Genomic DNA, 22,246 nt, shown 5'->3' with positions numbered 1-22,246 from the left:
CCTCCGTCGTGCGATGCCCCGTAGGGCCGTGCCGGTCAGAGCAGGCCCGCCCGCCGCATCGGCGCGATCGCCTTGGGCCGGCCGAGCGAGGACGGCCCGATCTCGCCCGTCCCGCCGCGGCCGGCCACCCCGAACGCCACGGCCGGCGTTCCGGCGACCGGCATGACCCGGCCGTATCCACGCATCCCCAACATCCCCTAAGGCAAGGCAAAGCTAAGCCAGGTAAACCTAAGGTCGCGCGTGACCTCGTGTCCAATCCGGCGGCGGACCCGTGAACGCTCACGCGGGACGGCGTGCCCGGTCAGGCCATGATCAGTGAGGGGTGGGGGTCTGGAAGGTGATCCTCGATAGACCGCTCCGCGCCGGCGCCGGACGTCACGTCGCCCGGCGCCGGACGCCGTGGGCCTAGAAGGCGGGGCCGAAGGGGGAGATCACACGGCCCTCGCGCCGGGAGCGCTCGATGTTGCGGCGCATCCATTCGGTGTCGTTGAGGTGCGGGTACGGCTCGTCCTCCGGCGGCTCGACGCCGAGGAAGTCGCACAGCGGGCCCCAGCCCTGGCTCGCCTCGAACACCAGCAGGCGATCGGCGGGAACGGCCGCGCGGACGGTCTCGATATGGCGCTCGAACACCCGCACGGCGTCCTCCTCGTCCGGCACGCTCTCTCCGAACCGCCAGTCATCGCCGAAGGTGGACTTCCCCATCATCGCGAGCACGGGTGCCATGCGCAGCATCGGCGCCATCACCTGGGACATCTCGCCCGGCTCGCCGGGGCCGCTCCCCGCGCGCGTCATCAGGGTCCGGAAGCTGGTGTACCAGCGCTGGGGGTCGCGCACGGTCAGGATGACCTTGGCGTCCGGATAGGTGTCGGCCAGGTCGCGCCAGAAGTAGGAGGCCGGCCAGTCCACCGCCGACCGGTAGCCCTCGAACACCGGCTCCCAGTCGACGGGACCGCCCTGGACGACGGGGAGCCACCGGTCGACGTGCTCGGGATGGGTTATGACCTCGAACATGTGGTAGCAGGGACCGAAGCCCAGCCGGTCCAGAGCTGCTTTGAGCGACGTGGTGCCTGTACGCGGGAATCCCGCGCCGATCACCGTCAACATCTCTCTGCTCCTGTCGGTCAGCGGCACCGACCTCGTGCGCGCCGCGCGGATTCTGCGGTCGAGTTCTCTAGTTCTCGACCGGATTAGTCGAGTACCCAGATATTGGGATAATTCAACATGAGATGGGTTTTGTCGCGCGGCCTGGGCGCCCGGCCGCACGGGGAGCGACCATGCGGGGACGCTCAGCCGCACTCCGGCGGCGCCCCGATCAGACCCTCTGGTTCACCGCCGCGGCCACCGGGAGCCGCAGGTCGACGATGCCGCCGGACCCGCCCGCACGCGGCGTGAGGCTCCCGCCCGCCGCCTCCGCCAGGCGGCGGGCCAGCGCGAGGCCGAGGCCGGAGCCCTCGCCGGGCGTCGAGGCGTGGCCCTGGACGCCCGGGCGCAGGACCACCTCCAGCTCGTCCTCGGCGAAGCCGGGGCCGTCGTCGCGGACGCGGAACAGCACCTCGCCGCCCTCCCGCCCCACCTGCAGGGTGACGGCGGAGCGCCCGAAGCGCAGCGCGTTGTCCAGCAGCGGCTGCAGCATCCTCAGCACGACGTCGTGATCACAGCCGACCAGCACCTCGCCCTCGCCGGCCCGTTCTAGGTCCAGGCGGATCCCGCCGACGCGATCGCGGCAGGCGCGCAGCGCGTCCCTCGCCACCTTCCCGGCCGGCGTCGTGCCGTCGGCGGGGCGGATGTCGCGCTGGGCCAGGCCGATCAGCGTGTCCAGCGCGTTGGTCATGCGGTCGGTGGCGTTCGACACCTCGGTGAGCGCGGCGCGCAGCTCGGACGCGGGACGGTCGCGGCGCAGCGCGACCTCGGTCTCCAGCCGCACCTGGCTCAGGGGCGTCCGCAGTTCGTGCGCGATCTCGGCGGTGACGCGCTGCTCGTGGCGCAGCGCGGCCGACAGGCGGCCGAGCAGGTTGTCCAGCGTCGCGGCCAGCCCGCTCAGCTCGTCGCGCGGCGGTCCGAGGCTGAACCTCTTGTCGAGATCGTGCTCGGACCATCGCGCCGCCTGGTCGGTCATCCGCGCCACCGGGCGCAGGGCCTGGGTCACGGCGCGGCGCACGAACACCGCGCCCAGCCCCAGGATCAACACGTCGAAGACGATCGCCGCGACCAGCGTCGTGTGCTCGGCCTCCAGGAACGGGGCCAGGGAGAGGGCCACGACGAGGGTGCCGCCCGGGGCGGCGTACTCGCGCAGGGGAACGGCCAGGAAGCGCAGATCGCCACCGTGGCCGCGGAACGTCGGGCGGGTGACCCCGGCGAGGGCGCGGGCCTCCCGGTCCAGCGCGCCGGCGGCGGGCGAGCTCACCACCGCGCCGCGGGCGTCGAACACCCAGACCCCGTTGTCCAGCGCCTCGTCGAACGGGGTCTCGATCATGTGGAGCCGGCCCGAGGACACCGTGATGACGCCCGCCGCCGCGTCGGCCCGCGCCCGCAGCGCGTGGTCGGCGTCGCGCTCCAGCCGCCAGGACAGGACGACGTAGAAGCCTGCGGTGAGGGCGACGAGCGCCACGGCGAGGGGGACGGCCGCGCTGAAGACCAGCCTGCGGCGGATCATCCGACGCGGTACCCCACGCCCCGGACCGTCTTGATCGCGTCCGGCCGGCCCAGGTCGGCCAGCTTGCGCCGCAGCCTGAGCAGGTAGGAGTCCAGCGTGTTGTCGTGGACGGTCGCCCCGGACGGCCAGGCCGCCGCGATCAGCGCCTGCCTGCGCACCACCTCTCCCCGCCGGGCCAGGAGGATCGCGAGCAGGCGGAACTCGGTCGGGGTGAGCGGGGCCCGGTTGCCGTCGTGGCCGACCTCGTGGGCGGCCAGGTCGAGGTAGAGCCCCTCGGGCGGGTCGGCGGGGCCCTGGCCGCGCCGGGCCAGGGCCCTCAGCCGCAGGACCAGTTCCTCGAAGTGGAAGGGCTTGGGCAGGTAGTCGTCGGCGCCGGCGTGGAACCCCGACAGCCGGTCGGTGACGTGACCGCGCGCGGTCAGCAGCATGACCGGCGCGCCGATCCCCCGGGCGCGCAGCGCCATGACCAGGTCGCGGCCATCGGTGTCCGGCAGCCCGATGTCGATGACGAACACGTCGGGACAGACCTCCCCGAGGCCGGCCAGCAGGTCGGTTCCGGACCCCGCGGACAGGACCACCTCGAAACCGTCCTCCCGCAGCCCCCGGCCGAGCCCCAGCCGCAACGCGAGGTCGTCCTCGACGATGGCGATCTTCGTCGTCACGTTCACCCCCGTTCTCGCGGGCTCAGGCAGAGGCCTCCGCCGGGGTCGCGTCCCTGCGCGTCACCGCGAGGTAGACGACGAACGCCAGGATCGTGACCAGGAAGAGCCCGCTGGTGGCCACGGTACCCAACCCCAGGCCGCCGTCGTCCGGGGACTGCGACAGGTAGTCGCCGAGGGAGGCGCCGAGCGGGCGGGTCAGGACGTAGGCGATCCAGAACGTCAGCACCGCGCCGGCGCGCAGAACGAAGTGGGCGGCGGCCACGACGGCGATCAGCCCGCCGAAGATCAGCGCCGAGGGCAGGTAGCCGAGGTCGAGACGCTCGGCGGTCAGGTCGCCCGCGGCGGTGCCGAGGGCGAAGGTGAACAGGATGGCCAGCCAGTAGAAGGCCTCGCGGCGCGGGGTGTGGATCGTGTGGATGGACAGCGTCCGCTCGGCGGCGTACCAGGCGGCGAAGGTCAGCGCCAGGACCACGGCGAACACCGCGGTCGTCACCTCCAGCGAGACGCCGACGTTGTCGGTCAGATTGTCGGTGATCAGGGTGCCGACGACGCTGATCAGCACCACCGCGACCCAGTACACGCCCGGCGAGTACCGCCGGGACCTGTACTGGACGATCAGGGCGATGATCAGCAGCACGCTCATGACCAGGGAGGTGCCGGTCAGCCCGAACCCGAGGTTCTGGTTCAGGAAGTCGGCCGCCGTCTCCCCCACCGTCGTGCACAGGACCTTGATGATCCAGAAGTAGATCGTGACCTCGGGAACCTTGTTCAGCATCCGGCGTCGAGCCGTCGTGGTCGTCGTCATGGCGGGAGACTTGCACGCCCCACCTGAACACGACCTGACTACGATCAGCCGTCACGCGCCCGATCTGCCGGTTGTTGTCATGATTCGCCGACGGGTTCCGCCGCGGCCGGCTCCCGCTCGCCGTCATCGTCCGCCAGGGGCAGGCACAGGACGAAGCAGGCGCCGCGGGCGGGGGCGTCGGCGATGTCCAGGGTGCCGTGGTGGGCGTGGGCGATGTCGCGGGCGATGGCCAGGCCCAGGCCGGTGCCGCCCTGGCCGCGGCCGCGGGCGGTGTCCAGGCGGGTGAACCGGTGGAAGACCACCTCGCGTTCGGCTTCGGGGATGCCGGGCCCGTCGTCGGTGACGGTCAGCTCGGCCAGGCCGCCGCCGGCCCGCAGCCGTACCCCGACGCAGCCGGACGCGTGGCGCTGGGCGTTGTCCAGCAGGTTGGCGAGCAGCCGGGCGATCAGGCCGGGCGCCACCTCGACGCGCACGCCGGGCTCGAGGTCGAGCCGGACCGGGTGCCGGTCGTCCTCGCGCCACCCGGTCTCGGCGGCCACCAGCCCGCCCAGGTCCAGCGTGCGCAGATCGCCAGGATGGACGGCGCCCATCTGGGACAGCAGCAGCAGGTCGGTGATGATGGCCTGCAGGCGGTCGACGTCCCGCAACGCGTGGCGCAGCACGTGCGGCATGTCGCTCTCGTCGGGATGCAGCTCGGCGTCCTCGAGCTGGGCGCGCAGCCCGGCGAGGGGGGTGCGCAGCTCGTGGGAGGCGTCGGAGGTGAAGCGGCGCTGCTGGTCCAGCATCCGTTGCAGCCCCGCGCGCACCCGCTGCTCGGCGTCGCGCGACCGTTCCAGGCGTTCCAGGGTCTGGTTGATGGTCCCGGCGAGCCGGGCGACCTCGTCCTCGCCCCTGGGCTGGGGCACCCGGGTGTCCAGGTCGCTGGCGGTGATGTGGGCGAGCTCGGAACGGATGGCCTCCACCGGGCGCAGCGTGCGGCCGGTGACCGTCCACGCCGCCCAGGTGGCCAGCGCGACCAGCAGGATCGCCTCGACGGCGAACAACCCGTCCAGCTTCGCCGACGAGATCGCGCCCGGCGCGGCCCTGCCGGCGTAGACGACCGGCGAGCCGACCGCGGGCGACACGCGCAGCGCCGAGATGAGCAGGCACGGGACGCGGGGCCGGCACACCTGCACGTCCTGCGCCGGGTCCGCCGCCGCCGGCCAGGCTCCGACCAGGGCCGGGCCCCGGGCCTGCGCCGAGGCGGCGATGACCCGCCGGCCGGGAGCCACCACCTGCACCAGGTCGACGCCGGGCGTGGACGGCACGATCACCCCGGTCAGCCGCCGGGCGCGGACCGCCGCGGCGGTCAGCTCGGCCTGGCGGCGGCTGTGCTGCCACACGCCCTGGTTGATCACCGTACGCGCCACCAGCCCGGCCGCCACCGACGCCGGCACCAGCAGCACCACCGCGATGAGCGCCACCAGCGCGGTGATCCGCGCGCGGATGGATTTCAGACGTGAAAAGAAAACAGGTGTGATCCTCATGCTCGGCCCCCGCACAGCATGATCGGAACGCGGAACCTCGGGTGAGATCGACCGTCGCGTTCAGGGGCTCGATGGCCGTCCTGAACCGCGGGTTCGACGCGAAGGCCGACCCTCACGGTGATCTGCGCAACACGATGAGCGCCGCGATCCTCTGCTGTGGGACGGGCTCACCAGTGCCAGGTTAGCGGTGTTTCATCACTTTTGTGAATTTCGCCTCTCGGCCTACGCGAATCGGGACGGTACATGTTCCGGCGCGACGTCAGGGATGGCCGACGAGGCGGAGGCGTGCCCACGCGTTGTTGACGTAGCCCAGCGGGTTCCACAGCGATTCGGGCGACTCGGGTTGCAGGGCGGCGGTGGAGTCCCAGGCACGCGCGGTGACCACGGTCTCGCCCGGAGGCAGGTCCACGGTGATCCGCCAGTGCTGCCAGGCCCACGGGCCCTCAGGGGCGTCGAGTTCGGCCTGCGCCCAGGTGCGGCCGTCGTCCAGGGAGACGTCCAACCGGGTCACGCTGCGGTCGTCGCCGGCGAAGGCGTAGCCGGTCACCAGGAGCGGCCCGGCGGGCACGGGGGCCGCGCCGTCCGGCCAGAGGATGTCGCAGTTGAGCGCCACCGGCCCCAACGGCACACCGTCGCCCGGCCGGGCCTCGGCGGGATCCGCGTCGGGCGGCAGCAGACGGTAGGCGACGGCCTGGAAGTAGTTGCGCGACGGCTCGGCCTGCGCGGTGATCCGCCGGAGCCACTTGACGCTGCGGGCGCCGATCCAGCCGGGGACGACGACGCGCAACGGCCCGCCGTGGACGCGCGGCAGCGGCCGGTCGTTCATCGCCCACGCCAGCAGCACCTCGTCCGCCAGCGCCTTGGCCACGGGAATCGAACCGCCGAACGGCTGGGGCGGGTCGGCGTCCCGCGAGACGTCCGGGGCCGCGAAGGCGACGAACGCCGCCTCGGGGAGCATGCCCGCCTCGGCCAGGACGTCGGCCAGGCGCACGCCGCTCCAGCGCGCGGTCGAGGTCGCACCGGGTCCCCACGGCTCCTGGCCGGGAATGTCGCGCACCTCCAGCAGGTCCACGCGGCGGTTGCCCGCGCACTGCAGCGTCGCGGTCACCTCCCATCGCGCGAACCCCTCGCGCAACCGGTCCAGGGACAGGCGCAACGGCCGCCGGACCAGCCCGTCGACCTCCAGACACCACAACTCCTCGCCGGCCTCGGGGATCGGGCCGTGGTTGCGGCTGTAGAAGGTGTCCACCGCCGTGATCGGACGCCCGGCCAGCGCGCACCGCGGCGGCTCCGCGTTGAAAGGCTCCCGCCGGTGCACGACCATGTCGCCCCGCTTGCCCCACAAGGTCATATGACGTGCGTACCCCCGTCCTCCGGGTGGATCCACGGGCGGGCGGCGTTTTACCCGGCAGGTACCGGACCGGGAGGGAACGAACGACGGCGGGCGTTACCGGCGGAGGGTGTGGGCCGCCGGTGAGCGCGCGGGCGCCGTCCACCTTGCGTTCACCCTGCGCCCCTACAGTTCCGGCGATCGTTGGCATTTCCGGAGGTACCAGCATGAAATCCCTGCCACACTTCACGAATGAGTGACGGCGTGGTCGCCTCCCCCACGGACACACGCGACCCCCTTCCGTCCACCGCGCAGGCACCGCGGACGGACGGCATCCCCTTGGTCTACGTACTGGTCATCGGCCTGCTGATCGCCGGCCCCATCTGGCTCACGCCGTACGTGCAGTCGCCCGCGCTGCAGACCTGGTCGACGATCTTCGTCGCGATCTGCGTGCAGGCGCTGCCGTTCCTGGTGTTCGGCGTCGCCCTGTCCGCGGCGATCACCGCGTTCGTCCCGGCGTCGTTCTGGGCGCGGGCGCTGCCCCGCCATCCGGCGGCCGCGGTCCCGGTGGCCGGGCTCGCGGGGGCCGTGCTGCCGGGGTGCGAGTGCGCGTCGGTGCCGGTGGCGGGCGGCCTCATGGCCCGCGGGGTGACCCCGGCGGCGGCGCTCGCGTTCCTGCTGTCGTCCCCGGCGATCAACCCGGTGGTGCTGGTGGCGACGGCCGTGGCCTTCCCCGGCGCGCCGCTCATGGTCGTGGCCCGGTTCGCCGCGTCGCTGCTGGTCGCCGTCCTCGCGGGCTGGGCGTGGGCGCGGTTCGGCCGCACGGACTGGCTGCGCATCCCCGCACGCCCCGCCGACGCCCGCGGGTGGAAGGCCTTCGCGGAGGCGATGCTGCACGACCTGCTGCACGCCGGAGGCTTCCTTGTGGTGGGCGGCCTCGCGGCGGCCACGCTCAACGTCGTCGTCCCCCAGTCGTGGATCAGCGGGCTGGCCGGAGTCCCGTGGCTGTCGGTGCTCACGCTGGCCGTGCTCGCCGTGATCCTTTCGATCTGCTCGGAGGCCGACGCGTTCGTCGCCGCCAGCCTCACGCCGTTCCCCATGACGGCGAAGCTCGCGTTCCTGGTCGTGGGGCCGATGGTGGACCTGAAGCTGATCGCCCTGCAGGTCGGGACCTTCGGCCGCCGGTTCGCGACGCGCTTCGTCCCGCTGACCTTCGTCCTCGGCGTTCTGGTGAGCGCCGTCATCGGATGGGTGCTGTTGTGAACCGCATGTCCCAGGGCCTGGTGGTCACGCTCCTCGGCGGCGCGACGCTGAAGATATCGCTGTTCTCCTCCACGTACGTGAACTACGTGAAGCCCGGCTTCCGGCCCTTCCTCATCGCGGCGGGGATCGGCATGCTGGTCCTCGGGGCGGTCCGGCTGCTCGGTTATTTCTGGTCGCCCGCGGCCGGGCACGCGGACGCCGGGTCCGAGGCGGCGGCGGCGCGTCCGGACGGCCACACGGACCACGACCCCGTGGGCCACGCGGACCACGACCACGGCCGAGGGCCGAGGGTGGCCTGGCTTCTCTGCCTGCCGGTACTGGTGATCTTCGTGATCGCCCCGCCCGCGCTCGGCTCGTACGCGGCCGTGCGGACGGCTGGACGCCCGGTGGCGCCTCCCCCGCCCGCGCAGGCGTTCTTCCCTCTGCCCGCGGACAGGATCACCGACCTGACGATGGCCGAGTTCGCCGGCCGGGCGGCGGCGGCCCCCGAGACGATGCGCGGCCTCCGGATCCGCCTGACCGGGTTCGTGACCGACGGCGAGGCCGGAGCCTGGTACGTCGGCCGGATGCAGATGGCGTGCTGCGCCGCGGACGCGGTCGCGTACACCGCGCGCGTGCGCGGAGCGGAGGCTCCGCCGCCCAACAGCTGGATCCGGGTCACCGGCACCTTCGTCCCGGCCGCCTCGGCCGGAGTACCCACCGGCATGGTGGCCCCCGAGCTCGCGGCGGAGAGCATCGAGCGCATCAGAGAGCCCGCGGAACCGTACGAATAGCCGCGCCTCGCCTCAGGTCGGCCTCACCGTCGCAACGCGGTCGGGGGACGCGGCGCGGCGCCGGGTCCAGGCGCCCCGGGCGCGGGCCGCGCCGACACCCCGGCAGGCGAGGTAGATCGTGAACGAGATCGTGGTGACATACGGGCTGATGGGGACGCTGCTGCCGAGCGCCAGCAGGGTGCCGCCGAGCATGGAGACGGTGGCGAAGAGCACGCTGAGCAGGGGAACCCTCACCGGCGAGGCGGTGACGCGCATCGCGGCGGCGGCCGGTGTGCACAGCAGCGCGAGCACGAGCAGCGCGCCCACGATCTGGATGGAGATCGCGACGGCCAGGCCCAGCACGATGGTGAAGATCGGCGCCAGCGCGCGGACCGGCACGCCCCGCGCGGCGGCGACCTCCGGGTCGACGCTGGCGAAGGTCAGCGGCCGCCACAGGACGGCGAGCGTGACGAGCACGACGGCCGAGGTCGCGGCCAGCCACGACAGCTGAGGGGCGTCCACGGCGATGATCTGGCCGGTGAGCAGGCCGAACTTGTTCGCCGCCCGGCCCTTGTACAGCGCCAGGAACAGCACGCCGAGCCCGAGCCCGAACGGCATCAGCACGCCGATGATGGAGTTGCGGTCCCGCGCCCGCACGCCGAGCACGCCGATGACGGCCGCCGCGACCAACGACCCCACCAGCGACCCGGCGACCACGTTCGCACCCATCAGCAGCGCGGCGGACGCGCCGGCGAAGGACAGCTCGCTGATGCCGTGCACGGCGAACGGCAGGTCGCGCATCACCACGAAGACGCCGATCAGCCCGCCGACGACCCCCAGGATCGCCCCGGCGACCAGCGAGTTCTTCACCAGGGCCAGCAGCGCGCCGTAGTCGGTGAAGTTGAAGATCTGGTGCCACACGTCGTTCACCGGCCGCGCGCCTCGCCACTCGGGTGATGGTGGCCCGAGGCCAGGGCCCCGGGCATGACTATCCGGCCGCTGATGCTGACCACCTCGACGGGCGTCCCGTACAGCTCCGACAGCGTGCGCGACGTCATCACCTCGCGCACCGTCCCGACGCGGAACCGGCCGTCCACGAAGTAGAGCACGCGGTCCACCATCGCCAGGACGGGGTTGATCTCGTGGGTGACGAACACCACCGCGGTGTCGTGCTCGCGCCGACGCCGGTCGATCAGCTCGGCGACGGCCCGCTGGTGGTGCGGGTCCAGCGACAGCAGCGGCTCGTCGCAGAGCAGGATGCGCGGGTCGGTGGCCAGCGCCTGGGCGATCCGGACGCGCTGCTGCTCGCCGCCCGACAGCGTCCCGATCGGGGCGTCGGCGTACGACTCGGCCCCCACCTCGGCGAGCAGCTCGCCGACGCGCGCGCGAACCGCCCGTCCGGCCCGGCCCATGCCCCAGCGGTGGCCGTCGATGCCGAGCCGCACCAGGTCGCGCGAGCGCAGCGGCATGTTCGGGGACATCGCCTTCTGCTGGGGGACGTAGCCGATCAGCGGGCTGCCGCGCCGCGGGGGCCGCCCGCCGATCGTCATCGTCCCCGCCGACAGGGCGACCTCGCCGAGCAGGGCCCGCAGCAGGCTCGTCTTCCCCGAGCCGTTGGGGCCGAGGACGACCAGGAACTCGCCCGGCTCGACGTCGAGGGTGAGGTCCTTCCACAGCACCCGCTCGCCGTAGGACAGCGCGGCATCTCGCAAGCTGATCATGATGACCTGACTTATCTGGACTTATCTGGACAGGGCGCCGCGGACGGCGGCGATGTTGTCGGTCATCCAGCCGATGTAGTCCTTGCCCGGCGGCAGGGTCTCGGTGACCGGCACGACCGCCACGCCGCCCTTCTGCGCGGCCTGCCTCACCTGCTCGGTCTCCGGCCCGGCGGTCTGCTCGTTGTAGACCAGCGCGGCGACCCGCTTGCCGGTCAGCAGGGCCAGCGTCTCGCGCAGCGCGCGCGGCGGGATCTCGCCGCCCTCCTCGATGGCCTCGCTGAACTCCCCGGGAGTGCGGTCGACCAGCCCGCAGGCCTCGAGCATGTACAGCGGGACGGGCTCGGTGATCGCGACGCCCTGCCCCTTGGCCGTGGCCGCGATGTCGGCTTCATCCTTCACCAGCGTGTCCAGCTTCGCCTTGAACGCCGACGCGTTGGCCGTGAACTGGGCGGCGCCCATGGAGTCGGCCTTGCCGAACGCGGCCGCGATCTGGTCGGCGATCTTGCCGACGCTCGGGAGGTCGTACCAAATGTGCTCGTTCAGCCCCCCGCCGGGCGGCGCGGTCTTCCCGGAGATGGTGACGGCGTTCAGCACCTGGGCGCCGGGGTTGCCGGCGGCCTTGAGCATGGTGTCGACGAAGTCGTCGTACCCGCCGCCGTTCTCGATGACGACCTTGGCGTTGGACAGCCGGAGCTGTGTCTGGGCGTTGGCCTCGAAGGAATGGGGGTCCTGCGAGGGATCGCTGATGATCGACACCACGTCGACCCGGTCGCCGCCGATCTGCCGGGCGATGTCGCCGTACACGTTGGTGGACGCGACCACCGAAACGCGGTCCGGTGAGGAGGCGGGCGCGGCGGACGGCGAGCCGCCTTCGGAGGGCGCGCCTTCGGACGACGCGCAGGATGTCAGGACGACGATGGCCAGCCCGGCCACCAAACTCGCGAGCGGCACGCGACGGAGGGTACGCACACCAGGCCTTTCGATAATGATAATGACAATCAACTGCAACCGTAGCAGTCGGCATCGCCGCAGGTCGACCCATGACAAAAAGGAGTTCTCTTCACCACCAGGACGATCTCCCCGTCACACGCCGACGAGGAGCCCACGCCCGCAGGCGGGTCCGGTGTCCGGCCCCTCGGGGTGATCAATCCGCCACGCACCGACAAAGGCGGAAAACCGGGCGGAGTGATATCTTCGGCCTCACAGCCGTGCGGGGGGCCGAGTCAAGAGGAGCTTTCGTTGGCCCGAAAGACGGTCCCGTCGCCTTTGGCCTCCACGCGAACCGCCACGACGCAGCCCGCCCCGGCCGGTCGCCGCCCCGTCGCCCTCCTGACCACCGCACTGGTCGCCGCCCTCGTCGCAGGGCCCATCGGGTACATGATCGGCCGCCCCGACGCCACGCAGGCCGCCATCGCCGACATGCAGGAGGCCGACGCCAAGCGGGACGTCCAGCAGATCGGCGAGCTCACCGCGTCCGCGCGCAAGACCGCCGAGGATCTGAACCGCGTCCTGGGCGGGCTCACCGCGGCATTCCCCAAGGACCCGGCCTCGAACCCGCAACCCGCCGGACCGGCGCCGCTCGGAGACCTCGCGACCTGGCAGAACACCCTCAAGGAGGCCGTCGCGCGACACGCGGAAACCCCCTCGGGGACGACCGCCACCAACGTGGCGCGCGGAGGCTTCCGCAGCGCGGTGAACACCCTCGCCGCCGCGGTCGACACCTACGCCGCCGCCGAGAAGCTGCCCGCCGACGCGCGGCAGCCCATCATCGACCTCGCCACGCGCCAGCGCTCCACCGGCATCGCGATGTGGTCGGTCGCGGCGACCCAGCTCGACCAGCTCAACATCGACGCGGGCAACGGCCACCAGCACGTGTACCTGCAGAGCACACCCGGAGAGGGCGCCATCGCCCCCGACGACGTGCCGGAAGGTCTCCCGAGCACCGGCGCGCCGGCTCACTCCTGAACACCTGCCCGCGAACGCGCGAGCAGGCACGCCCGCCCGGGACGTGCCTGCTCTGATGCCGACGGGGCCGCTCAGGCGGCCGCGAGGGGTTACACGGGGTTCAGGAACCAGATCTGGTTGCCCGCGACGATGCCGAGGCCGCCATCGGTGTTCCCGGTGATCGTCTGCTGGTCCAGGGTCGTCCCGCTGCCGGGCGGCAGGTCGAGCACCTTACCGCTGTGGCGGTTGACCAGGTAGAACGTGCCGTCCGCCACCCGCTGGAACGTCCATTGCTGGCTGTTGGCGGTGCCGCAGGTCTGCTGCCTGAGCTGGATCCCGTTGGCGGTGCTCGCCGAGACCAGGTCCAGGCACTTGGCGCTGTTGACGTTCACCAGCTTCCAGTACGACCCCGTGGCCTGGAGCGTCCACCGCTGGCTGGTGGCGCCGGACGGCGCGTCGTGGGTGATCAGCGCGCCGGCCGCGGTCGAGCCGCCCACCGGCTCGGCGTTGTCACGGCTGTCGCGGCCCTGCAGGTAGTACACGCTGTTGTTGGTCGGCGTGATACCGGAGACCTGGTTGAAGACCCACTGCTGGTTGGTGGCGCCGGTGTAGGTCTGCTGCGTGATGGGCGCCGGGTAGGTGCCGGTCGCGGTCAGCGCCAGCCCGGACAACCAGTCGAAGATCGCGAAGGTGTTGCCGCCGGTCGGCAGGTACGCGAAGCGCATGCCGTCCTGGCCGTTGCAGATGTACTGCAGGAGCGTCGTGCCGGGCGTGGTGCCGCTGTAGGAGCTGTCGGCGCACAGGCGGCTGCCGACGTTGATGAACTGCAGGCCGGTCGTGTAGCCCATCAGCCACTTCTGGCTGGGAGTGTCAACGCGGGCGCGCTGGCTCAGCTCCACCAGGGTCCCGGTGGACGCGCCGATGGGTTCCAGCGCGCCTCCCGTCGACACGTTCGTGATGACGTAGGTATTGCCCACCTTGGGGTGCGGATCGCTGTCGGCCGTGGCGCCCGCGATGAAGTAGGCGCTGTTGGCGGTGTTCCAGTGCGTGGCCAGGTAGCTGCCCGCCGTGGGGTTGGCGTTGAAGTAGTCGTCCCGGTTGCAGTCCGGCAGCCGGTAGTCGTTCCACTGGAGGCAGTTCCACGACGGCGTGCCGCCGTAACACATGAGGTCCCACTGGTCGAGGCAGTGCCAGCTCCCATCCGAATGGGCCGCGCTGAGCTGCACGGCGCCGAACGTGTGCCCCAGCTCGTGGGAGATGGCGTTCGCGCCGAAACAGCCAGGGATGGCGTCCACCCGGGCGTAGGCGAGGCCGTTGTTGAGGTTCGCCGCGCCGGTCGTCAGGTCGTCGCCCTTGATCTCGCCCATGCCGCAGATCACCGTGGCCTCGGTGAGCAGCAGGTAGTGGCGGTCGTTGCTGGTGTAGCCGAGGGCCTGAACGGCGCTGACGCTGGAGTAGAAATCGGCCAGCGAACCGGCGGGAACGACCAGGTTGCGCACGACGGCCGCGCAGCCGCCACTCACCGCCGTGGTGACGTAGCGGATGTGCCGGCTGCGGTTGGACGTGGCCGCGCCGTCGTTGAACTGGTCGTCGGCGTTGGCCAGCCAGGCCCGGAACATGGGCAGGAACTGCGCGTAGCGGTCCGGCATGGACGGCTCACGCACGTACAGGACCTCAACGCGCTTGCCGCTGGTGCCGTCGCCGTCGCAGGCCACGAGCTGCGGGGTGACCGGCGCCTTGCCGAGGCCCGCCCCGAGCGCCGCCGGACCGGCGCGCTCGCCGATCTTGACGCCGGGGAAGACGTCGGAGGCGACGTGGGTGCGTCCGCCGTCCGGCGGCGCGGCGGCCGACGCCGCCGGGGGTGAGGCGATCAGACCGGCTGCGAGGAGGATCCACGCGGCGGCCAGCGAGAGATTTCGCCTGAGCTGCATGCCGATGAACTCCGATCGGTACGGAGACGCCCTCCGAGGGCGATTCACCGGCAATGATCACATCGCCGACGTGCAGTCCATGATGATTGTTACCTTTATCACAAGCCATTGACTGCGCATATTTCAAGTGGGTCAATCAGGCGATTGCCGGTTGATCTGGTAACTCTGGTTTCCCGTGATGAGTACGGATACAATACGACGCCACCTGTCACGCTGCGCTACTTCGCGGCGGCCGGTGTTCACTGTGTGGACAGGAAGCCACTCAGCCGCCTCTTCCGTTCACATGCTTCTACCAGCGGAAGCGTCGTCCCGGGCGAATAAGAGCCGCCATCCGCCAACCCGCGCCACGAAAGTCCGATAAATCGATTGCGAGACTCCATCCAAGACCGGTGGTGGGACCGTGCCACGGACGCGCCAACGCATCGTCCGGAACCTCTGCTGCACCTGGCCACGGCTTGACCCTCACGGTCCGATCAGCGTTTTAATCCCGGCCGGCGACTGTTTTGTACCATCCTTTTCAAACGCCGGTCGGCCGATTGGCGTACTTCGGACATGCTTAGCCGACCGCACCATTCAGAGCCGGCTTCTGAGGCGTTCCGACGGAGCTGATATCCAGGACCGCACCGGTCGTGATCCGTGCGTCTCGCCGCGACGCAAGTAGGACATAGGCCGCCACATAGTCCTCTGGTTCCGGTGCCAGCTCAAGGGCGGAGAACCGCGCCAGATAGTCGCGAATCGGCATCGCGCTGATAGACCGGTCGGCAAGATCAAGCGCGACCGGGCCGGTCAGCTCAGTGGCCATACCGCCGGGAGCGACCGCGTTCACGCGCACTGTTGGTGCGAACTCGAAGGCGAGCTGGCGTACGAGGCCGAGACCCGCATGCTTTGAAGCGGTGTACAGCGCGCCGCCCCCCATCGGGTAGAGGGCTGCGTTGGAGAGCGTGAAGATGATGGAGCCGTGAGACTTCTGAAGCTCCTCAATCGCCGCCCGGGCTGCGAGCAGGTAGCCCTTCACGTTCACGTCGAACAGTTCGCGGTATCCGCGGTCGACCTCGTCGATGGTCATGTCGGCCAGCGGCCGGCTGAAGTCCCACAGGCCGGCATTCGCGATAAGGGTGTCCAGGCCACCGAAAGCTGACACAGCAGCTTCCACGGCCTCGACGTTGGAGCGCGGGCTCGTCACGTCTCCGACGGCGGTGCGGATCGAATCGCCGTACCTGGCCTCGAGCTCCCTGAGCCGTCCCTCCGACCGGTCGAGGACAGTGACGACGGCACCCTCGTTGATGAACCGCTCGACCAGGGCCCGGCCTAGACCGGCACCGCCTCCGGTGATGAGGACGGACGAACCCTCGACGGTCTCGCTGATCTTTGATTCCATGGCTCTTCGCATGAACCTTTCCGCTCAGTTCTGCGAGATGAAGTCGTCGACCATGTGGTTGAACGTCTCGGCTTGCTCGAGCTGAGCCCAGTGTCCGCACCGGTTGAGCAGAACCAGCCTCGAGTTCGGGATCAGGCTGAGCGCCCGCAGGCTCATCTCGAAGTGCACCGTGCGATCGTCTCGTCCATGGATGAGCAGCGTCGGCACGCTCGACTCGGGGAGCTTGGCGGCGGCCTCCATGAAACCGTCCGCCCCCCGGCCCGCGCGCATCAGATCAAGCCAGTTGCGAAGGTGCTCCGGCCGCGCAGCGGCGCTCTTCGCGCGTTCCTCGGCAAGCTCGTCGGTCGCGAAGGCCTGGTCGTGGCACATGACGCTGACGAGACGCTTGAAGTTCACCGGCGTCGGGTCCTCATAAGCGGACCACAGTGCACGAAGGCCTTCGCTCAATCCGGTCGGTCCGACGACGGCTGGGCCCCAGATCCCCGCCCCCATCGTGATCATGTGCGTCACTCGTTCGGGGTGCTTGGTCGCCATCACGGTAGCGATTCCGCCTCCCATCGAGTTGCCGACGAAAGCCGCCTTCTCGATGTCGAGGGCGTCCATGAGCTGGCGGATCGCCTCGCCTTGGTCACGGCCAGTGTTCAGATCCTGCGGTGAGGACCCGCCCCAGCCCGGCATCGTCACGGCGATGCACCGGTACTTCGCCGCGAGAGCCTGGACATTGGGCTCGAAGTTCGACCAGCCAGAGGCACCGGGACCGGTTCCGTGGATCATGATGATCGGGTGGCCCTGGCCGGCGTCGTTGATCTGGATGTCGTAGTCAGCGGTCTTGATGAGACGGCTGGTGTCCTCGTAGGTGTAGACCGAAGTCATGAGGCTCGCTCTTTCGTCGTCGGATCGCGAACAGGAGTGCTGGGTGAGGTGCTGCCGGCGACGGGTCCAAGCGGCTTCGTGCGGGTTTGCATCGTCGCCGGGCGGTGGATGGCCTTGAGGTCAAGGTCTGCCGCGGCGAACGCCGCTGGATCGAGCGGACGTCCCGCGCCGATCAGGCGGCGAGCGATGCCTACCTCACGGCGCATGTCGCACCCCAGTACCGCCGACATGACGGAGCCGCGAAACCAGAACGCGAGGAACCGGCTGGGTGTCGAACCGTCCCTGAGGATGAACGTGTCGCCGGCCTGTCGTCGGCCGAAGTACTGCAGGGTCAGGTCGTACTGGTCGGACCAGGCATAGGGAAGATCCGTGAAGGGTGTCGGTTGTCCCGCGATCGTGGCCCCGACGGCCGCCCCGTGCTTCATCGCCGTGTCCCAGTGCTCGATGCGGCCAGGCGCGGGAAGCGATGGATGGGGCTGGCTCGCCACGTCCCCGCACGCATAGACATGCGGGTGACTCGTGCGACCGCAGGAGTCGACAACGATCCCGTACTCATCGACGACGACACCGGCAGCTCGGGCGAGTTCGGTTCGCGGGACGACACCGATGCCGCTGACGACCAGGTCGGCGCGAAGTGCCGATCCGTCCGTCAACACGATGCCTTCGACCGCGCTCCTGCCGGCGACACGGCTGACGCCGGTGCCGAAACGGAAGGTCACGCCACGGTCCTCATGCAGCCGGCGAATGAGCTCGCCGATCTCTTCTCCGAATGCGTGAACGAGAGGGCCACCAGCGATGTCGACCACGGTGACGTCGATGTCGAGCCCTCTCATCAAGGCAGCGAGCTCGAGGCCAATGAAGCCGGCGCCCACGATCACGACCCGACGGGTCTGATCGAGCCGGTTTCGAAGCGCCGAGGCGTCGGCTGCATCGCGGAGGAGCAGGACGCCGGGGAGGTTCGCACCGGGCACGTCAAGCGGTCGTGCCGAAACACCGGTGGCCAAGACGATGTCGTCCGCCTGCCGAACTTCCCCACTGTCGAGGACGAGCTCGCCACGATCAGGGTCGATGCGCGTGACTTCCTGACCGAGAACCAGCTCGATGCCGTACTCCGCGTAGGTGATCTCAGGCACGATGGGTCGCAGCCCATCGCCCTCGGAGTCAATGATCGACTTCGAAAGCGGAGGGCGCTCGTAAGGTGTCCGACAGTCCTTGTCGACCAGGGTGATCTCCCCAAGGAAGCCACGGCGGCGCAACTCCACGGCCGCCGACACTCCGGCCGCGCTCGCGCCGACGATCGCGACGTTCTTCGCAGCGGAGCCGCTCTCGGCGGGCCGGGCTTCAGCGATCGACATGCACCATCACGTCGTCTCCGTCGATGCGGACGTCGTACGTGGACACCGCGACCGTGGCCGGTGGAGTCAGTGCGGCTCCCGTCTTGATGCAGAACTTGGCGAAGTGCCACGAACATTCGACCTGACCGCCGTCGACGTATCCATCGGCGAGGGAGGACTTGTCGTGCGTGCACGTGTCATCGATCGCGAAGTAGTGGCCATCGACGTTGAACACTGCGATCGGGGGGTCGATCTCAACCTGAAACGCGTCGCCGTCCTCAAGGTCGTCGACGGTGCAGGCTCGGAGCCATGTCAAGGAAAGGCCTCTCTTCCAGCCATTGCTCAGAAGAAGTTGCTGAGGTTCTGCGAGTGCAAGACCGTCTGGTCGAGATAGATGTGGCGACGAGCGATCTTGAATCCGCCCTCGGTGCGGCGCAGCGCATCCTCGCGTCTCCCGATCCACTGGTCGAGGTCATCCTTGAGGCGGGTCCGATAGAGGAGGAAGTGACTCTCGGCCGTCAGCTCGTCTCCATCGTCGGACGTGATGCGGATGTTGGTGATGAGGTGGCGCGTCCGTGACGGCGGATCTTCGGCCCAGGCCGTCCCTGTCGCCAGCTTCTGAACTCGTAGGCTCAGGAGCACGAAGTCGTCGTCGAAGAAGGCCATCTCGCCCGGCTGGGTGAACTCGCGCTTGGTCTGCCGGCGGGGCAGCGTGCGCCGGATCGGCATGAAGTAGTGGGTGTCTTCGGTGAAGAGCTTGATCCACTTGTCGTACTCGTGCGCATCCAGCAGCGCCGCTTCGTCCGCGTAGAAGCGCTCCACGCTGTACTGGCGCAGCATGTCGCTCATGAGTGCCTCGTCGTATCCACGAGGTACGGGGTCGATCGTCATCGTTCGTCCTTCCTCAGCGGCTCAGAGAAGATCACCGGGGACGGTGCGTGTCCGCAACTCGTCCCATGACGGGTTCTTCAGCCACTCTTTCCAGGCGTAGTAGGTCCAGAGCTGGGCGTACTCGTTGACCGGCGACTCGATGATGTTGAGGCCATCCTCGTGCCGGATCTTGCCTCGCCGGATGCCCATCTTCAGTGCCTGCGGGACCCGGCGGCTCTGGTCGCCGCGGGTCTGCATGGTGCTCTGCGACCAGTTCTCGCCGTCCTCCTGCTCGAGCATGCCTGCGGGACCGAACGCGTGGATCTGCCGGCTCAGCTGGGCCGCCTTCTCCTCAGGGCTCGCGTTCTTGTCACGGAAGCTGAACCACCAGACCTCGGTCACCCCGGGGCTCCGCGGGATCCGGAGGCTGAGCTGGCTGTCGACCGTGAGCCAGGTGGTGGGGAAGATGTGCGGATGGCCGCCGACGAGCGAGCCGTTCGGGCCGAGCTTGGCCTGCGTCTCAGGGGTGTGGCGCCAATCGAAGACGCTCCGGTACTCCTGGGGAATCTGCGCCTCAACCGCGAGCTGGCTGGGCCCCGAAATGGCGTGGCCGTACTCACCGAGCATGGTGATGGCCTGCATGTCTGTGGAGAGCTGGGCGACGCCGAGGTCCTGGCCCTCCTCGTTCTTCGCGCCGCCGTCATCGATGACGTTGCTGGTCACGGGGATGGCTCCCACCGCGATGGCGGACATATGGGTGATCTGCGGGTGGTAGAAGTCGAAGACGTTGTCGACGGTGAACTTCCAGTTGCATCGGAGAACGAACTTCTGGATGCCGGGAACCACCTCCATGTCGCCCTTCTCCGCGATCAGGTCGAGACTCAGAATGCCGGTAGGGCCAAGGAACTCCTCGAGTGGCGGAGCGTCCGGGTCGAACGTCGCGAAGACGAAGCCCCGGTAGCCGGCCACCTGGGCCGGCTGTCGAAGGGGGTGCTTGCTCTTGTCGAGGCCGTTGGCGTAGAAGGTTGACATCCCCGGGACCCCGATGAGTTCGCCGTCGAGCCCGAACGTCCAGCCGTGGTAGGTGCACATGAAGTTCTTCACGTTGCCTTCCTCGGCACGGCACACAGCGTTGCCGCGGTGCGTGCACGTGTTCAACAGCACCTTGATGTCGCCGTCGCGCTGGCGCACCACGAGCACGTTGTCACGTCCCATCGGCGCCTCGAAGAAGTCGCCCCGCTTCGGAATCTGTGACTCGTGACAGAGGAACAGCCATGCCCGCCCGAAGATGTATTTCATCTCGAGGTCGAAGATCTGCTCATCGCTGAAGATCCGCCGATCGATCTCGCCGGTTTCGAGTGAGACGAGGCTGTCCAGCTGCGACTGAATTTCTGGCGTCGTGACGCTCATGCTTTTCTCCAAGTTGGTGCAGGTCCGTGCAGCAAGGCGTGGACGAAATCTGTGGCCAGAGCGGCCGGATCAGTGGCTACGGTCGTGACCCCACGTCTCGGCTGCGTCCCACGAGGTGACGGTCCAGGTGTCGTCGTCGATCAACACCCCCGACGTGCCGTACTCGACACCGATGCCTGAGGGGGACTTCACGTAGAACGAGACCATCTTGTCGTTCGTGTGCCTGCCCAGGCTCGCGGTCAGCGACATCTCACGCTCGCGCACAACGTCCAGCGCACGTCCCACGGTGTCGATGTCGTCTACCTCGACCATGAAGTGGTCCAGGTAGGGCTTGGCGCCCTCAGGTGCGGGCCCGAAAGCGAGGGAGTGGTGTCGCGGGTTGACGTGCGTGAAAGTCAGCGTCAGACCGTACTCGGCAAGCTTGATGTAGTCGCTGATCGCGAACTTCAGGACGTCGATGTAGAAGCTGATAAGATCGTCGCCGTTCGGGCAGACGAGAACGATGTGGCCCAGACCCAGGCTGCGACCGCGAGGATCCGACGTGACGAAGCGGGCGTTCGTGGGCGACACGAAGCGGTCACGCGTCGTGGTGACGCCGGTGCAGAACTCCAGCTGGAAGCCGGCGGGGTCCTGACAACGCACGAGCCGATGCACTCCGCGGGCCGCCGCCAAGTCCGGGTCCTCCTTGTACGGCACCCCGGCCGCGTCGAGATCCCGGAGGAGCTCGTCCAGTTCCTCAGACGAGTCGACTTCCCAGCCCGCGTACGTCAGCTCGTCTTCCCCAGGCCGGATCGCGATCCGGTGGGCGCGGTCGTCCATCCGCAGGAAGAGGGTCTCGATCCCGTCGGCATCGGGACGGCGTGAGACCTGCATTCCCAAGACGTCCGTCGCGAACGATTGCCAGTCGTCGAGGCTCGTAGCGCCGATGCCGATGTAGGCCAGTGCGCTGATGTGACGGTCGGACACAGCCGTCCTCGCTTTCGTCCGTGTGGGCCCGGGGGCCAGAGGCGATAACTAAGAACTCACTCACATTTATCGGGTACCATAGGCTTGCTCTCGGCTCGCCGCAAGAGACTCGGGAGATGTTTGTGTCGATAGATGCACCGACCAGCCAGCGCGCCCCTCGTCGCCGACGCGCCGACGCCGAGCGCAACATCCGACGCATCCTTGAGTTCGCCGACAAGGTGGTGCGCCGCGACGGCGCCGATGCGTCGATCGAGGAGATCGCCCGCCTCGCGAAGGTCAGCACCGCCACCCTTTACCGGCACTTCCCGTCGCGGATGGCACTCATGGAGGCGGTCTTCAGAGGCAGGATGGACGCCCTCTGTGCGGACGCCCGTCGGCTCGCCCACGAGGCACACGCCGACGACGCGCTCGAGGTCTGGATGCACACCATCGTCTCGGACTTGATCGAGGCTCAGGGGATGCTGAGCGCCCTGACGACTCAGGGAATCGCGGAGAGCGACGCCGAGGGCAACTTCGCGTCCGGTATCGCGACCCTGCTCGAGGCCGCCACCGACCTTGTCAGCCACGCGCGCGACCAGCGCGTCATACGTTCAGATGTGACTCCGCAAGACGTCGTCGACGTGATCGCGGGGATCGCTCTGACCCTCGACCGGATCAAGCCGGAAGGGCAGGACGTCGCAGCGCGTGCCGATCACCTCCTCGACCTGGCCATGAACGGCCTGTCATCACGCAACTAAGTGGTCCCGCCCGTAAGTCCTTCGGGGGTCAGTAGCTGAGGTAGAGACCACAGGCGCAGTCGAGGGCTTCTTGGGGTGTGCCGGCTGACAT

The 22,246-nt window shown here is 69.5% G+C and carries 22 protein-coding genes; 4 read left to right on the top strand and 18 right to left on the bottom strand.

Going from position 1 to position 22,246, the window contains the following annotated elements; all coding sequences use genetic code 11:
* Positions 1-35 precede the first annotated feature (35 nt).
* The 7 genes from AB0H21_RS36125 to AB0H21_RS36095 all read right to left on the bottom strand — a co-directional run bounded on the left by AB0H21_RS36125 (position 36) and on the right by AB0H21_RS36095 (position 6,997).
* A complete protein-coding gene (locus tag AB0H21_RS36125; protein WP_358525879.1) occupies positions 36-185 on the bottom strand; it encodes a hypothetical protein in 150 nt (49 codons plus the stop codon).
* A gap of 220 nt (positions 186-405) precedes the next feature.
* Positions 406-1,104, bottom strand: a complete 699-nt coding sequence (locus tag AB0H21_RS36120; protein WP_358525877.1) for a sulfotransferase family protein — start codon at positions 1,102-1,104, stop codon at positions 406-408.
* 208 nt (positions 1,105-1,312) lie between these two features.
* The gene (locus tag AB0H21_RS36115) at positions 1,313-2,653 is read right to left on the bottom strand and encodes an ATP-binding protein (protein WP_358525875.1); all 1,341 of its coding nucleotides are present in this window, start codon (positions 2,651-2,653) and stop codon (positions 1,313-1,315) included.
* Positions 2,650-3,315: a response regulator transcription factor gene (locus AB0H21_RS36110; protein ID WP_358525873.1), complete on the bottom strand. Its 666-nt coding sequence runs from the start codon at positions 3,313-3,315 to the stop codon at positions 2,650-2,652. The genes AB0H21_RS36115 and AB0H21_RS36110 overlap by 4 nt, the downstream gene beginning before the upstream one ends.
* Positions 3,316-3,337: 22 nt before the next feature.
* Positions 3,338-4,120, bottom strand: coding sequence for a hypothetical protein (locus AB0H21_RS36105; protein ID WP_358525871.1), 783 nt, complete (start codon positions 4,118-4,120; stop codon positions 3,338-3,340).
* 77 nt (positions 4,121-4,197) lie between these two features.
* Positions 4,198-5,583 carry a HAMP domain-containing sensor histidine kinase gene (locus AB0H21_RS36100; RefSeq protein ID WP_358525870.1) on the bottom strand — a complete coding sequence of 462 codons (1,386 nt, stop codon included), beginning with the start codon at positions 5,581-5,583 and terminating at the stop codon, positions 4,198-4,200.
* 322 nt (positions 5,584-5,905) lie between these two features.
* A complete protein-coding gene (locus AB0H21_RS36095; protein ID WP_358525868.1) occupies positions 5,906-6,997 on the bottom strand; it encodes a sulfite oxidase in 1,092 nt (363 codons plus the stop codon).
* A 231-nt stretch (positions 6,998-7,228) separates the two neighbouring features.
* On the opposite strand from AB0H21_RS36095, the gene AB0H21_RS36090 reads away from it, so the two are divergent.
* Complete coding sequence (locus AB0H21_RS36090) at positions 7,229-8,239, top strand: permease (protein WP_358525867.1); 1,011 nt, start codon at positions 7,229-7,231, stop codon at positions 8,237-8,239.
* Between the two features lie 5 nt (positions 8,240-8,244).
* On the top strand, positions 8,245-9,012 hold the full coding sequence (locus tag AB0H21_RS36085; RefSeq protein ID WP_358526028.1) for a TIGR03943 family protein: 768 nt from the start codon (positions 8,245-8,247) through the stop codon (positions 9,010-9,012).
* 12 nt (positions 9,013-9,024) lie between these two features.
* Here AB0H21_RS36085 and AB0H21_RS36080 read toward each other — a convergent pair whose 3' ends face one another.
* From AB0H21_RS36080 to AB0H21_RS36070, 3 genes are read right to left on the bottom strand one after another with little or no spacing between them, the layout of a single operon-like run.
* A complete protein-coding gene (locus AB0H21_RS36080; protein ID WP_358525865.1) occupies positions 9,025-9,921 on the bottom strand; it encodes a metal ABC transporter permease in 897 nt (298 codons plus the stop codon).
* On the bottom strand, positions 9,918-10,712 hold the full coding sequence (locus AB0H21_RS36075) for an ABC transporter ATP-binding protein (RefSeq protein ID WP_358525863.1): 795 nt from the start codon (positions 10,710-10,712) through the stop codon (positions 9,918-9,920). Before AB0H21_RS36075 ends, AB0H21_RS36080 begins: the two co-directional genes overlap by 4 nt.
* A gap of 21 nt (positions 10,713-10,733) precedes the next feature.
* On the bottom strand, positions 10,734-11,663 hold the full coding sequence (locus tag AB0H21_RS36070; protein WP_358525861.1) for a zinc ABC transporter substrate-binding protein: 930 nt from the start codon (positions 11,661-11,663) through the stop codon (positions 10,734-10,736).
* 288 nt (positions 11,664-11,951) lie between these two features.
* Here AB0H21_RS36070 and AB0H21_RS36065 point away from each other — a divergent pair, with 288 nt between their 5' ends.
* Positions 11,952-12,677: a hypothetical protein gene (locus AB0H21_RS36065; RefSeq protein ID WP_358525859.1), complete on the top strand. Its 726-nt coding sequence runs from the start codon at positions 11,952-11,954 to the stop codon at positions 12,675-12,677.
* Positions 12,678-12,766: 89 nt separating this feature from the next.
* On the opposite strand, the gene AB0H21_RS36060 is transcribed toward AB0H21_RS36065, so the two are convergent.
* The 8 genes from AB0H21_RS36060 to AB0H21_RS36025 form a co-directional block, all read right to left on the bottom strand.
* Complete coding sequence (locus AB0H21_RS36060; protein ID WP_358525857.1) at positions 12,767-14,587, bottom strand: RICIN domain-containing protein; 1,821 nt, start codon at positions 14,585-14,587, stop codon at positions 12,767-12,769.
* 556 nt (positions 14,588-15,143) lie between these two features.
* On the bottom strand, positions 15,144-15,965 hold the full coding sequence (gene hcaB / locus AB0H21_RS36055) for a 3-(cis-5,6-dihydroxycyclohexa-1,3-dien-1-yl)propanoate dehydrogenase (protein WP_358525856.1): 822 nt from the start codon (positions 15,963-15,965) through the stop codon (positions 15,144-15,146).
* A gap of 24 nt (positions 15,966-15,989) precedes the next feature.
* Entirely contained in the window at positions 15,990-16,838 is an 849-nt protein-coding gene (locus tag AB0H21_RS36050) for an alpha/beta hydrolase (RefSeq protein WP_358525854.1), read from the bottom strand.
* Positions 16,835-18,193 (bottom strand): FAD-dependent oxidoreductase, encoded by a 1,359-nt coding sequence (locus AB0H21_RS36045; RefSeq protein WP_358525853.1) that lies wholly within the window; start codon positions 18,191-18,193, stop codon positions 16,835-16,837. The genes AB0H21_RS36050 and AB0H21_RS36045 overlap by 4 nt, the downstream gene beginning before the upstream one ends.
* On the bottom strand, positions 18,180-18,488 hold the full coding sequence (locus tag AB0H21_RS36040; RefSeq protein WP_358525851.1) for a bifunctional 3-phenylpropionate/cinnamic acid dioxygenase ferredoxin subunit: 309 nt from the start codon (positions 18,486-18,488) through the stop codon (positions 18,180-18,182). Before AB0H21_RS36040 ends, AB0H21_RS36045 begins: the two co-directional genes overlap by 14 nt.
* A gap of 26 nt (positions 18,489-18,514) precedes the next feature.
* The gene (locus AB0H21_RS36035) at positions 18,515-19,021 is read right to left on the bottom strand and encodes a 3-phenylpropionate/cinnamic acid dioxygenase subunit beta (protein WP_358525849.1); all 507 of its coding nucleotides are present in this window, start codon (positions 19,019-19,021) and stop codon (positions 18,515-18,517) included.
* A 63-nt stretch (positions 19,022-19,084) separates the two neighbouring features.
* Positions 19,085-20,452, bottom strand: coding sequence for a Rieske 2Fe-2S domain-containing protein (locus tag AB0H21_RS36030; RefSeq protein ID WP_358525847.1), 1,368 nt, complete (start codon positions 20,450-20,452; stop codon positions 19,085-19,087).
* Between the two features lie 69 nt (positions 20,453-20,521).
* Complete coding sequence (locus AB0H21_RS36025; RefSeq protein ID WP_358525846.1) at positions 20,522-21,418, bottom strand: VOC family protein; 897 nt, start codon at positions 21,416-21,418, stop codon at positions 20,522-20,524.
* A gap of 116 nt (positions 21,419-21,534) precedes the next feature.
* On the opposite strand from AB0H21_RS36025, the gene AB0H21_RS36020 reads away from it, so the two are divergent.
* Entirely contained in the window at positions 21,535-22,155 is a 621-nt protein-coding gene (locus AB0H21_RS36020) for a TetR/AcrR family transcriptional regulator (protein ID WP_358525844.1), read from the top strand.
* Positions 22,156-22,246 lie beyond the last annotated feature (91 nt).

The organism is Sphaerisporangium sp. NPDC051011, assembly GCF_040653595.1.
Classification (GTDB): domain Bacteria; phylum Actinomycetota; class Actinomycetes; order Streptosporangiales; family Streptosporangiaceae; genus Sphaerisporangium.
This window is presented reverse-complemented; position numbering and strand designations above follow the sequence as displayed.